This window comes from Phyllobacterium zundukense (genome assembly GCF_025452195.1).
In the GTDB taxonomy this organism is placed as follows: Bacteria; Pseudomonadota; Alphaproteobacteria; order Rhizobiales; family Rhizobiaceae; genus Phyllobacterium; species Phyllobacterium zundukense_A.
This window is the reverse complement of the sequence record NZ_CP104973.1, coordinates 13586-26070: the sequence shown is the minus strand read 5'-3', so window position 1 is coordinate 26070 and position 12485 is coordinate 13586. Positions and strand designations below refer to the sequence as shown.

The window sequence follows — 12485 nt, the reverse complement described above, 5'->3', positions numbered from 1 at the left end:
GACCCGTGCCAAAGACTTCACCGGCGGGTTTCCGCCAAACGCAATCTATCAATGATGAATCGATCTAAAAGGAGTTTAATATGGATCCGGTAGCAGCAAAGTACATCGGTGCAGGTCTTGCCTGTTTTGGTATGGCCGGAACGGCCCTCGGCCTCGGCAATATTTTCGGCAGCTATCTCTCCGGTGCGTTGCGCAACCCTTCAGCAGCTGATGGCCAGTTCGGCCGTCTGGTATTCGGCTTTGCCGTTACCGAAGCTTTGGGCATCTTCTCGCTGCTCATCGCTCTTCTGCTTCTCTTCGCTGTTTAATCTGAACGGCCCGTTACTGGCTGCGCCCGGCGCGGCCAGTTTCTTATTTGCAGCAAGCTACGTTTGCTGATTTTGGGAAACACCCGACTTCAAGGGGATTTTATATGTTTGTGTCTTCGGCGAACGCCGCATCCACAACGGAAACAGTCGCTCAGACCGATACGCATGGTGCAGCCGAAACGGCCGTACCGGGCGCGACGCCTGACGCCCACGCAGCAGAGACGCACACTGAAACCGGCGTGCCGCATCAGCAAGGTGTTTTCCCGCCCTTCGACTCCAGCCATTTTGCATCGCAGATTCTCTGGCTGGCAGTGACATTCGCCGCATTTTATCTATTCCTGTCGCGGGTGGTGCTGCCACGCATCGGCGGTATCATCGAAACGCGTCGTGATCGCATCGCGACCGATCTCGATCAGGCTGCGCGCATGAAGCAGGACTCGGATGACGCCTTTGCTGCCTACGAGCAGGAACTGGCCGACGCCAAGAAGAAGGCCGGTGGCATTGCCCAGACCGCCCGTGATGACGCAAAGGCGAAAGCCGACGCCGAACAGGCCGACATTTCGGCAGCCCTCGAGAAGAAATTGAGCGACGCCGAAGCCAGCATTGCCGCCATCAAGGACAAGGCGATGAAGGAAGTCGGAACGATTGCGGAAGATACTGCAAGCGAGATCGTCAAGAAGATCCTCGGCGGTAGCATCGACAAGGCAAGCATATCCGCCGCGGTCAAAGCTGTTCGGGGCTGAGGAGAACCACAATGGAATTCGACGCAACATTCTATGCCTTGGTCGGTCTCGTCATCTTCCTGGCGCTGATGATCTATCTCAAGGTTCCGGCAGTCGTTAACAAATCGCTTGACGGTCGCGCTGATAAAATTCGCGACGAGCTTGAAGAAGCCCGCCGCCTGCGCGAGGAAGCACAATCCCTGCTTGCGGAATTCCAGCGCAAGCGCAAGGAAGCCGAAAAGGAAGCGGGCGAGATCGTGGCTGCTGCCGAGCGTGAAGCGCATGGCCTTCTCGAAGAAGCCAAGCAGAAAACCGAAGAATATGTGGCGCGCCGCAAAAAGCTCGCCGAACAGAAGATCGCTCAGGCCGAGACCGAAGCCGTCAACGAAGTTCGGGCCTCCGCCGTCGATATCGCTGTCGCCGCGGCCAGCCATATTCTTGGCAACAAGGTGGATGCCAAGACATCGGCTGACTTCTTCAAGTCATCGCTAACTGAAGTAAAATCCCGACTGAACTAAAGCAAGAACGGGAACTTCGAACGTTCAGGAAGCCGCCGAAAGGCGGCTTTCTTTTTAATTCTCACATTGATCTGAATCCGGCAGATGTTTTATGCTAGAATCTCTGAATCTCGCACAAGAGGTCACGATTCCGATGCAAGAAAGTGCGATTCTGGCGCAAGAATTTCAACAGAAGAGTGAAATTTGGTGGTGCCAAGTTGAAATACGAAGGTCTGTTGAGATTCATGTCAGGGCGAGGAGAAAACGGTGGTTTTCGAGCACAGGAGCGGAGCGTACATTTTGGTACGCGAGCACGGGAACGCAGAAGAACGCCGTTTGCAGGCCGCCATGGCGTGAATACTAACAGACCTTAGGTTTGGCGCTCTTTCAGCGGCGAGAAGCTGAAACGGTGCAGGCCCACCACAGGGCCATGCTCCTCCATGGCGTTGCGATGGAACTCGGTTCCATATCCGGCGTGCATTTCCAGACCATAAAGCGGAAAGTATTTGCCGGTCTGTGACATCATCCGGTCGCGTGTCACCTTGGCGAGGATAGAGGCCGCCGCGATCGATACGGAACGTTGATCGCCCTTGATCAGTGCCGTCGCCGGGCAGGGAAGCCCCGGGGCCACGTCGCGCCCGTCGATAAGCGCATGACCCGGAGGAATTGCCAGACCGCATACGGCCCGGCGCATCGCCTCAAGTGCGGCTTTCAGAATATCGGTTGCATCGATCACTGGCGCAGAAATGCTTGAAACGGCGCAAGCTAGCGCTGTTTCAGTAATAATATCAAACAGTTCCTCGCGGCGCTCCGCAGTCAGCCGTTTCGAGATCGTCAAGGCCTTTTGGTATTTTCTTCGGATTCAAAATAACCGCGGCAGCCACAACTGGTCCCGCCAGCGGACCGCGCCCGGCCTCGTCTATACCGGCGACAAGCTCAATCCCGCTACGCATAAGCTTTCGCTCGCTGGCAAAATCCGGTTTGCCAGGTTCGATGGGAAGAAGCAGAGAATCAGAACGCGATCGAGCCATGTTGCGACGAGCCTCGCATTCGCTCTGATTCTCTGCAAGCCCCTGGGTAGCTGATGGGGTGGGCTACCCAAGGTCACGTCAGGCTAGAGGGGGCACGCCTGACGGAAATAACTCATTGATTTTGCTGATAATCCACCCAAATCGTCACACCTGCTGCGCTAAAGTTTACAATAGCGATAATTGTTCGCTTCCGGGTGTGGACTTGAACAAGTCCGTCCGCAGCCGGCGCTTGTCCACATTGATGCCAAGCCGCTTGGCAGCTATTTCAAATCGCCTGCCGATCTGCCAGGCATAAGGTCCTTCACCGCGCATGCGTTTACCCCATTCCGCATCGTAATCCTTGCCACCTCGCATTGACCGGACAAGCGAAAGAACGTGGCGATAGCGGTCCGGATAGTTGCGGAGCAGCCAGTCTTTGAAGATCGGGCTGACCTCCAGCGGCAGGCGCAAAAGCACATAACCAGCCTCTTTGGCGCCCATGGCGTGGGCACTGTCGAGAATACGTTCGACCTCATGGTCATTGAGGCCGGGAATGATAGGGGCAACCATCACGCTTACGGGGATACCGGCATCCGAGAGACTGCGAAGCGCCTGCAAGCGCCGCGTCGGGGTTGAGGCGCGGGGCTCCATCGTACGCGCAAGCTTGCCATCGAGCGATGTCACCGAAAGCGCAACCTTGGCGAGGCCTTTTTCTGCCATGCGTGCAAGAATATCCTGATCTCGCACAACCAAGGCGGATTTCGTAACGATTCCAACGGGATGTTGATGCGCCTCCAGCACCTGCAGGATGTCCCGCATGATACGCCATTTCTTTTCCACAGGCTGATAGGGATCAGTGTTCGTGCCGATCGCAATTGTCTTTGCGGTATAGCCGGGCTTGGACAATTCCTTATCCAGCATCTTCGCTGCATCGGGTTTGGCAAACAGCTTGGATTCGAAATCCAGTCCTGCCGAAAGACCCATATAGGTGTGGGTCGGTCGAGCGAAACAATAGATGCAGCCGTGCTCGCAGCCGCGATAGGGATTGATCGAACGGTCGAAACTGATATCCGGCGAGTCATTTCGGGTAATGATCGTGCGCGGCTTTTCCACCTGAACGTCGGTCTTGAAAGGTGGCAGATCCTCGATGGTTTCCCAGCCATCGTCGTAGACATGGCGCGTTTCTGCTTCGAACCTGCCGGTTGGATTGATGCCGGCCCCACGACCGCGCCGCCGTTGATGGTCAACCCGCAAGCCCGCTTCTTCAATCAGCGCGTTCGTATGTTGTGCACGGCCCTGACCAAAGGCAGCCTTGTCTGCTTGCACCACAATGTTCATTTGCCTTGTCTCCTTTGGCAGGGAGCGAAACGAGTCGCTCGTCATAGCCGCAACATGAATCTATTCCTAGCAAGCTTTTAGAACAAAGCAAGAACAATCTTCGCCTAAAGGAGTGATGGAAATTCTTATAATAATACTATATTGGCTCCTGATGATTTCCGTCCTGATTGAAACCCAAAATTCGGATGAGGCTTTGGCGAGGACGCTCGGCGGTCTGGTCGGTGGCGCCGTAGAAGGCATTTTGAGCGATGTGATCATCATCGACCAGGGCTCTGTCGATCAGACCCATCGTGTTGCCGATGCCGCCGGATGCATCTTTCTGCAGGACCAGGCTTTGATCGATGGTTTCAGGCGGGCGCGCAGCGAATGGTTCCTGTTTCTCGAGCCCGGCGCGCGGTTGTTGGATGGGTGGATCGAACCCGTTGCGGTTCATGCGGAACGCATGCAAGGGCCTGCTTGCTTCACCCGGTCGCACACCCACCGCCGGCCGTTTCTGAGCCGTGTATTCTCTCCAGGAAACCCGTTGGCCGATGGGTTGCTCATCTCGAAGCGCCAGTCGATGGCGTTGTTCACTCCCGGGAAAAAGGCCGCCGATATTGCGCGCGGGCTCGCCATGAAACGGCTTCGGGCGGAGATTATTCCGGCCCCGTCAAAGAAGACCTAGCCCTTGCCGCCGCGCGTCAGATGTTCATCCAGCCGCGGCATGATCTCGACGAAATTGCACGGCATATGCCGGTAATCCAGCTGGTATTGCAGAATATTATCCCAAGCGTCCCTGCAGGCGCCGGGCGAACCCGGCAGCACGAAAACGAAGGTCGCATTGACGACGCCGCCGGTTGCCCGTGATTGAATGGTCGAAGTGCCGATCTTGTCATAGGAAATGCGGTGGAACACTTCGGAAAAGCCGTCCATGCGCTTTTCGAAGATCGGCTCGAGCGCTTCCGGGGTAACATCGCGGCCCGTAAAGCCGGTGCCGCCGGTGGTGATGATCGCGTCGATTTGCGGGTCCTTTGACCACGAAAGCACGCGATCCCGAATTTTTTCGGCGTCATCGGTAACGATGGTGCGCTCTGCCAATATATGACCTGCGGCGAGAAGCCTCTCGGACAAAGTGGTTCCCGACTTGTCATCTTCGAGCGTGCGGGTATCGGATACCGTCAGAACGGCGATCTTGACGGGTACAAAAGGTCGTGTCTCATCGATCCGGGCCAAGATCAACTCCTCCATTGTGTGTGGCAACAACGAACCAACCCGGCTGAGCCCGCTTGAGCGCCGCTGCAGCAGCTTCGGCCTCCTGGTCGCTGCCGTAAATTGCAAAGCAGGTGCCGCCCGAACCGGACATACGCACCAGTCGAGGATCCGTGTTACGCAACGCCTGCATGGCATAGCCGATTGCCGGACTGAGCTTTTCAGCAGCTGAAAAGAGATGGTTGTGCGTCTGCCCGAGATAGATGCAGACATCGTGAACGGTGGTGAGCCTGGGCAGCCCGGGAAGAGGCTGGTTGTCGCGGTTTATAAGTGCCGAAAAGACTTGAGGGGTTGAGGTCGCTCCACCACTGTTAACGAGGACCATCGGCACATGCGGGAAATCGTCGACGCCTTCGATTTCCTCGCCGATGCCCCGTGCAATCAATGGCTGGCCATGCAGACACATTGGGACATCTGCGCCCAGGGTCAGACCGATTGCAGCCAGCTCGTTCGTTTCGATACCCCAGAGCGCTGTCAGTGCCCGTAACGTTGCCGCGGCATCACTCGATCCGCCGCCAATACCGGAAGCGATTGGCAGGTGTTTTTCAAGATGAATGGCAACAGGAGCGGCCTTGTCGGGAAACCGGGCGCGCAGAGCGTTCCTTGCCTTGAGTACGAGGTTGGTTTCATCAGAGGGCAAGGCGCATCCAAAGCGGCCTGACACTTCGAAGGAATCGACCGGCGCTCGCTTCACGCTCACCTTGTCGCCGATATGCGCAAACACGACGAGGCTGTCGAGCAGATGATAACCATCATCCCTGCGCCCGGTGACATGCAGGGCAAGATTGATTTTGGCGGGGGCGATCAGGCTGATCGTACGCTCTACACTGTCCAGCATTGAAATCAGTCTTTGCGCAAACGGTATTCGCCCGTCTCGGGATCCTGCACCAATGTTCCTTGCGCACGATTCTGCACTTCTTTTTCCGCTTCGCGAACCCGCTCTGAAACGCGCTGCGCCTCTTTCTTGAACGAGCGATAGCCGTAAAAGGCAGCACAGCCGACCAGAGCGAAAAAGATCAATTGTGGCATCGTCCCAACCTCGAAAACCAGATGTTCTGAGTATTAATAGCACGCCGCTGCGAGCTTGCCAAAATTCGCTGCGCTCAGATCATAACCCAAATCGCGACCAAAGCGCCCTTTCCTCGACAGCACTGACTACACCATTGGCCAGATTGGCTCCAAGCGCCTCAATTCTGGTTTCGGTAGACGGAATTTTGCGTCCGAACATGCCCCGTGGCTGCGTGATCAGTTTTAGCCGGGTCTTTGGGCCGTATTGTGACTGCAGATACGATCTTATATCGCCAAGACCATCGACAAGTCCAAGTTCAACGCCCCGCGTCCCTGTCCAGAACAGACCCGTGAACAGGTCGGGATTTTCGCTTAGTTTCTCTCCCCGCCGCTCCTTGACGAGATTGATGAAAGTCTCGTGAATTTCGAGCTGAAGCGCCTTCAAGTGCTCGATGTCTTCCTTGTTTTCGGGCCGGAACGGATCAAGCGTTGCCTTGTTCTTTCCCGCTGTATGGACGCGGCGTTCAACGCCGATTTTCTTGATGAGGTCGGTGAATCCGAAACTTGCCGAGACAACGCCAATAGAACCGACGATGGATGAGGGGTCGGCTATGATCTCATCGCCGGCTATAGCGATCATATAACCTCCCGAGGCGGCGACATCCTCGACGAACATGTAGACTTTCTTGTTCTTCTCCGTGGCCAGATCGCGAATGCGCCGGTAGATCAGACGGGATTGAACCGGCGATCCACCCGGGGAATTGATGGAGATTGCGACAGCTGGTGCGTCTTTTTCTCCAAAAGCCTTCTCCAGGACAGCTGCCGTCGATGCAAGTGAGAGATTTTGCCGGAACGGACCGCCGCCAGACATGATGACGCCGTGCAGGCGAACAACCGGAATTTCCTGATAGTCGGGCCGCCAGCGACGGGGCAATAATTTCCGGATAAATCGAGCCAAGCGTGTCTCCTGTGGCTATGCGTTGTCAGAACCATGTAGGCCACATGCAGGAAATCACAATGGGATCAAAGTCTAAAAAAGCGACGCCAATCCATTGTTGATGGCAATTGCCCGCTCGGTGAATGCATTTCCGGTTTCATAGTGCAAGACAAGGGCAGGATAGAGCGAGAGTCCCGCCCGGCTTCCCCTGATACCCTTGATGACAATGCGAATGGCGGCGTCCTGTGGTCTTGGCTGCACGGGAACAATGATCAGCCCGCCAAAACGTCCCTCAAGAGCATCGAGCAAATCCGTTATCGATGTGGGTCGCGCGATGATCCCGATCGATCCGCCGGGCTTTACGATGGCGGCGGCTGTCCTCACCCATTTTTCCATCATGTCCTTGGTCATGACATGCGCCTCCGCCTTTATCGGGTCGGGCGTCGCGCGGTCGCTGGGCTGATTGAAGGGTGGGTTCATGATGACGAAATCAAAGCTGTTGTCAGCAAGTCCGGCGGCATTACGGGTCTTGCCTGTCAACGTCACGTCGGCCTGAAGTACTTCGGCACGGCCGGAAAATGCGCTGTTTTCAGGCAGCGCCAGCGAATTGCGCGCGAATTCAGCCATGAAGTCCGATCGTTCGATCAAGACGGCCGTGGAGCCATTGCAGCGGGAGAGCACCGCAAGGCCTGCTGCACCGGCACCGGCGCCAAGGTCGGCGACCCGCCCGGCAAAATCGGTCGGGACCACGCTGGCGAGGATCATCGCGTCCACACCGGAGCGGTGCCCTTTTGCCACGGGTTGCAACAGGTAAAATCTGCCGCGATGAAACGCGTCCTTCGTCTGTGAGGCATCGGCAAGCATAAGTCAGTCGCGAAGCTCCCGTTCGATACCGGCGTCTATGAGCAATTGTCGCACTTCTTTTTCGCGGTCGCCATCAACCATGATGCGGCGCCCGAGAATACCGAGCGAACCCTCCAGAATGCTCATGTTCGAATCGGCAACGAAGTGGTTTATCTTCGCTTCCTTCAGCAGGGACTCGACAAAAGAGATTAAAACCGGATCATTTGTGCGCAGTATTTCAATCATTTTGACTACCGTTGCAGGGTAGCGCAAAGCGCCTTGCCCTGATTGTATGAAGCAGTGGATGGCCTTATCACGAATTTGTCACCCTGGTGATCCGATTCTGACATTCGCATCCCATTTTTGCAGGACGCTTTTTGCGAATGCCAGAATCAAAGGACCACTAGCAAGTTATTGGTTTCTAGTGGAACCTTGAATTTGACACTTGAGCACGAGCATTGCTGCCACGCAGGACTCAAATGTCAAATTCGGTCCACTGGCGCAAATTTTGCGCGCCAATTCGCCGCTTGCGGGTTACATGCTCTCAAAATAAGGTGTCGCCGCATCAGGCCAGAACCGCAGGGAGTTTCGTTTTGGGCGTCGTTGTCAGTCTTGACGATAAGAAGAACAGTACAGGATCGGTGCAGCCGCTGATCGATCTGACCGGCGCCGATATGGCCCGCGTCAACGAACTCATCCTGTCGAAAGCCGGGTCGGACGTCGAGATGATTCCAGAGGTTGCGAACCATCTGATCTCTTCCGGCGGCAAGCGTTTGCGCCCGATGATCACGCTCGCTGCAGCCCGCATGTTCGGCTACCACGGCGATGGCCATGTCAAACTTGCGACCAGCGTCGAATTCATGCACACGGCGACACTGCTGCACGACGATGTTGTTGACGAAAGCGATCTGCGCCGGGGAAAGCGCACGGCGCGCATGATCTGGGGCAACCAGGCGAGCGTTCTGGTCGGTGATTTTCTCTTGGGCCAGGCTTTCAAGATGATGGTCGATGTTGGCTCGCTGGACGCACTTGATGTGCTCGCGACTTCGGCGTCGGTGATTGCTGAAGGCGAAGTAATGCAGCTTGCGGCTGCAAAAAATCTCGAAACCACCGAAGACGAATATCTTGCCGTCATCAAGGCGAAGACGGCAGCGCTTTTTTCTGCGGCCGCTGAAGTTGGACCGATCATCGCTTGCGCGTCGCGGACCGACCGCCAAGCGCTCCGTTCCTATGGTCTCAATCTCGGGCTCGCCTTCCAGCTTGTCGATGATGCTCTGGATTATGGCGGCAACGCCAAGGATCTTGGCAAGAACACTGGCGACGATTTCCGCGAGGGCAAGATTACCCTGCCGGTGGTCCTCACCTACCGGCGCGGAACACCCGAAGAGCGGCTTTTCTGGAAGGATGCGCTCGAGAACGGTGCAAATGACGACAAGGGCCTGGAAAAAGCCAAAGGATTGATGACACGTTATGGTGCGTTGAGTGATACAATACAGCGCGCCCGCCACTTTGGCGGAATCGCCCGGGATGCACTCGCTCCACTCGATCAATCGCCGCAGAAGGATGCGCTTCTCGAAGTCATCGACTTCTGCATCAGCCGGGTCAATTGATGGGTTCTTACGCTGCGTAAAGGCCCAAAACTCGGAACATTCGATCAACCTTGAGCGAAAACCGTAAAAAGGCCATGGTTTCCTTGAGGATTCGGACAATCATCACAATTCGGGAACACAAAGAGGGTTTTGTTATGCAGCGTCGTAAATTGCTTGGCTCGGTCATGGGCGCAACGCTCGCTGCGTTAACGGTGGGAGCTGCGTCCGCTCAGGCCGCGACCAACACCACTCCGACATTGAATGCCGGCACTCTTTCCGGCGCGTTCCTTTCCGCGCGTACCGCGGAGCGCAGCAATGATTTCGACAGCGCAATCTCGTTCTACCGGCAGGCGCTGGCGTATGATCCGAAGAACACGGAGCTGCGGCAGAGCCTGATGCTGGTGCTGTTGACCAATGGACAGTTCAAGCAAGCACTGCCAATCGCGGAAGAGCTGAAGTCTGTTCCGGAAATAGAACGGTTTTCTCGGCTGGCTCTCGGTATCGACGCTCTCAACAGGAAGCAATACCGGCAGGTCGATACCCTGATGATGCTGTCGCTGCAATCCGATCTTGATCGCATGATAACCGGGCTCGTTGCGGCGTGGGCCAAGGCGGGCGCTGGCAAGCCGAACGAAGCGCTTTCGATGATCGACAAGTTGCAGGGGCCGGAAGGTTTCACACTTTTCAAGACGTACAATTCCGCACTGATCGCCGATATGGCCGGCCAGAAGGATAAGGCTGCAACGTTCTACCAGAGCGCGATCGACGACAAGACAAATGTTGCTGCAGCACCCGACACCTATGAACGTCTCGTCGAAGCCTATGCGTCATTCAAGATGCGCTCGGGCGACAAGGACGGTGCCCAAGCCTTGGTCAAGGAAGCCTCCGACGTGCTATCCGGCCGCATGGTGCTCGCTGAATTCGGCAAGCAGATTGCTGATGGGAAGACGGTAAAACCACTCATACAAACAGCGCAACAGGGCGCGGCCGAGGTACTTTATACGGTGGCGACTGCTATCAATCGCAATGGCGGCGAAGCTTTCTCCAAGCTCTATTTGCAGATGTCCTTGCCGCTTCGTCCGGATCACGATGCGACGCTCTACCAGCTTGGCGACATCAGCGCCAAGCTTGAACAGTCAGACAAGGCGATTGACTATTTCGGCAAGATTTCTGCGGATTCTCCCTATAGCCGCGATGCCGAAATGCAACTCGCCATCAATCTGGCGATCCTGAAGCGCAATGACGAGGCCATCCAGCACCTCAATGGCCTGCTGAAAAGCCAACCCGAAGATATGCGTACCTATCTCGCGATCGGGAGCATCTACTCGCAAGACAAGAACTATCAGATGGCCGCGGAAACCTATGACCGGGCGGTCGGCGTGCTCAAGGAGCCGACCCGCAACGACTGGACGATTTTCTATCAGCGGGGAATCGCCTACGAGCGCCTGAAACAATGGGACAAGGCCGAGCCGAATTTCCTCAAGGCGCTCGAGCTTTATCCTGACCAGCCGCAGGTGCTGAACTATCTCGGTTATTCGTGGATCGACATGAATACCAAACTCGAGCAGGGGCTTGATCTGATCAAGAAGGCCGTCGCAGCTCGTCCACAGGACGGTTACATCGTTGATTCCCTCGGCTGGGCCTACTACCGCCTTGGCCGTTATGATGATGCTGTGGCCCAACTCGAGCAGGCCGTGAAACTTCGGGCGGAAGATGCAACGATCAACGATCATCTGGGTGATGCCTATTGGCGAGCCGGCCGCAAACTCGAAGCAACGTTCCAATGGGCGCATGCACGGGATTCCAAGCCCGAGCCGGAAGATCTGGTCAAGATCGAGGAAAAGCTGAAGAGCGGCCTTCCCGACGACAAGGATCCGGGCGTCGCCAAGAATGGTCCCGATGCACCGAAGCCGCCTGTTGCACCTGCACCGGCAGCGGCTCCCGCCGACAAGAAGGGCTGACTGCTTGGTTCTACTTGACCGGCTGGAGTGCAGGTCTTAGGACGTGCACTCCGTTCCTAGTTGTCAAAGGCCCATGCGGTGACCGTTTCACTCCCCGATCATATGCAGCCGACCCGATCGTTTCAGGCTCTGATACTCACGTTTCACAATTACTGGGCCCAACATGGCTGCGTGATCCTGCAGCCCTATGACATGGAAGTTGGCGCCGGCACGTTCCATCCGGCAACAACCTTGCGTTCGCTTGGACCAAAGCCATGGAAGGCAGCCTATGTGCAGCCTTCGCGCCGCCCCAAGGACGGCCGCTACGGCGAAAACCCGAACCGCTTGCAGCACTATTACCAGTATCAGGTGATCATCAAGCCATCGCCGCCCAACCTGCAGGAGCTTTATCTCGGCTCTCTACGGGCGATCGGGCTCGATCCGCTGCTGCACGATATCCGTTTTGTCGAGGATGACTGGGAAAGCCCGACCCTCGGCGCCTGGGGACTCGGCTGGGAATGCTGGTGCGACGGCATGGAAGTCTCGCAGTTCACCTATTTCCAGCAGGTCTGCGGCATCGAGTGCGCCCCGGTTTCCGGTGAGCTGACCTACGGCCTGGAACGCCTCGCCATGTATGTGCAGGGTATCGACAACGTCTACGACCTGAACTTCAACGGCCTCGAAGGCGATGAAAAAGTCACCTATGGCGATGTCTTTCTGCAGGCCGAACAGGAATACTCGCGGCACAATTTCGAGCATGCGAACACTGCCACTCTGCTGCGGCATTTCGAGGATGCCGAAGCTGAGTGCGAGGCACTCCTGCGTGCTGGTGCTCCCAAGGCTGGGGACAACAGCCCGCAGCACAAAATGGTGCTGCCGGCCTACGACCAATGCATCAAGGCCTCGCATGCCTTCAATCTTCTCGATGCGCGCGGTGTCATTTCGGTGACCGAGCGCCAGAGCTACATTCTGCGGGTCCGCAACCTCGCCAAGGCATGCGGCGAAGCCTTCCTGCTGACTGAAGCCGGCGGAATGGCAGTTTGAG

Annotated in this window: 14 protein-coding genes and 1 pseudogene; 7 read left to right on the top strand and 8 right to left on the bottom strand. The window is 56.5% G+C overall.

Annotation, left to right across the window (positions count from 1 at the left end; translation table 11 throughout):
• The first annotated feature begins 80 nt into the window (after positions 1-80).
• The 3 genes from N8E88_RS12535 (at position 81) to N8E88_RS12525 (ending at position 1548) form a co-directional block, all read left to right on the top strand.
• Entirely contained in the window at positions 81-308 is a 228-nt protein-coding gene (locus N8E88_RS12535) for a F0F1 ATP synthase subunit C (RefSeq protein WP_008125314.1), read from the top strand.
• Between the two features lie 104 nt (positions 309-412).
• Positions 413-1051 (top strand): F0F1 ATP synthase subunit B, encoded by a 639-nt coding sequence (locus tag N8E88_RS12530; RefSeq protein ID WP_262293962.1) that lies wholly within the window; start codon positions 413-415, stop codon positions 1049-1051.
• 11 nt (positions 1052-1062) lie between these two features.
• Positions 1063-1548, top strand: a complete 486-nt coding sequence (locus N8E88_RS12525; protein ID WP_114428483.1) for a F0F1 ATP synthase subunit B — start codon at positions 1063-1065, stop codon at positions 1546-1548.
• 349 nt (positions 1549-1897) lie between these two features.
• On the opposite strand, the pseudogene N8E88_RS12520 reads toward N8E88_RS12525, so the two are convergent.
• Positions 1898-2558: pseudogene (locus N8E88_RS12520) on the bottom strand (ribonuclease HII).
• A 165-nt stretch (positions 2559-2723) separates the two neighbouring features.
• Positions 2724-3875, bottom strand: coding sequence for a PA0069 family radical SAM protein (locus N8E88_RS12515; protein WP_262293961.1), 1152 nt, complete (start codon positions 3873-3875; stop codon positions 2724-2726).
• Positions 3876-3990: 115 nt separating this feature from the next.
• On the opposite strand from N8E88_RS12515, the gene N8E88_RS12510 reads away from it, so the two are divergent.
• Positions 3991-4539: a glycosyltransferase family protein gene (locus tag N8E88_RS12510; protein ID WP_262293960.1), complete on the top strand. Its 549-nt coding sequence runs from the start codon at positions 3991-3993 to the stop codon at positions 4537-4539.
• Here the strand turns inward: N8E88_RS12510 and moaB are convergent.
• The 6 genes from moaB to N8E88_RS12480 form a co-directional block, all read right to left on the bottom strand.
• Positions 4536-5087 (bottom strand): molybdenum cofactor biosynthesis protein B, encoded by a 552-nt coding sequence (gene moaB, locus N8E88_RS12505; protein WP_262293959.1) that lies wholly within the window; start codon positions 5085-5087, stop codon positions 4536-4538. The genes N8E88_RS12510 and moaB overlap by 4 nt on opposite strands.
• Positions 5071-5967 (bottom strand): 4-(cytidine 5'-diphospho)-2-C-methyl-D-erythritol kinase, encoded by an 897-nt coding sequence (locus N8E88_RS12500; RefSeq protein WP_410010712.1) that lies wholly within the window; start codon positions 5965-5967, stop codon positions 5071-5073. The genes moaB and N8E88_RS12500 overlap by 17 nt, the downstream gene beginning before the upstream one ends.
• Positions 5967-6152: a hypothetical protein gene (locus N8E88_RS12495; RefSeq protein WP_112525800.1), complete on the bottom strand. Its 186-nt coding sequence runs from the start codon at positions 6150-6152 to the stop codon at positions 5967-5969. The genes N8E88_RS12500 and N8E88_RS12495 overlap by 1 nt, the downstream gene beginning before the upstream one ends.
• 79 nt (positions 6153-6231) lie before the next feature.
• Complete coding sequence (locus N8E88_RS12490) at positions 6232-7089, bottom strand: S49 family peptidase (RefSeq protein ID WP_262293957.1); 858 nt, start codon at positions 7087-7089, stop codon at positions 6232-6234.
• A gap of 72 nt (positions 7090-7161) precedes the next feature.
• Entirely contained in the window at positions 7162-7932 is a 771-nt protein-coding gene (locus N8E88_RS12485) for a tRNA1(Val) (adenine(37)-N6)-methyltransferase (RefSeq protein ID WP_262293956.1), read from the bottom strand.
• Between the two features lie 3 nt (positions 7933-7935).
• Entirely contained in the window at positions 7936-8157 is a 222-nt protein-coding gene (locus N8E88_RS12480; RefSeq protein WP_262293955.1) for a putative signal transducing protein, read from the bottom strand.
• Between the two features lie 347 nt (positions 8158-8504).
• Here N8E88_RS12480 and N8E88_RS12475 point away from each other — a divergent pair, with 347 nt between their 5' ends.
• The 3 genes from N8E88_RS12475 to N8E88_RS12465 all read left to right on the top strand — a co-directional run bounded on the left by N8E88_RS12475 (position 8505) and on the right by N8E88_RS12465 (position 12484).
• On the top strand, positions 8505-9521 hold the full coding sequence (locus N8E88_RS12475; protein WP_262293954.1) for a polyprenyl synthetase family protein: 1017 nt from the start codon (positions 8505-8507) through the stop codon (positions 9519-9521).
• A 134-nt stretch (positions 9522-9655) separates the two neighbouring features.
• Positions 9656-11461, top strand: a complete 1806-nt coding sequence (locus N8E88_RS12470) for a tetratricopeptide repeat protein (protein WP_262293953.1) — start codon at positions 9656-9658, stop codon at positions 11459-11461.
• A gap of 102 nt (positions 11462-11563) precedes the next feature.
• Positions 11564-12484, top strand: coding sequence for a glycine--tRNA ligase subunit alpha (locus N8E88_RS12465; RefSeq protein ID WP_262295707.1), 921 nt, complete (start codon positions 11564-11566; stop codon positions 12482-12484).
• Position 12485 lies beyond the last annotated feature (1 nt).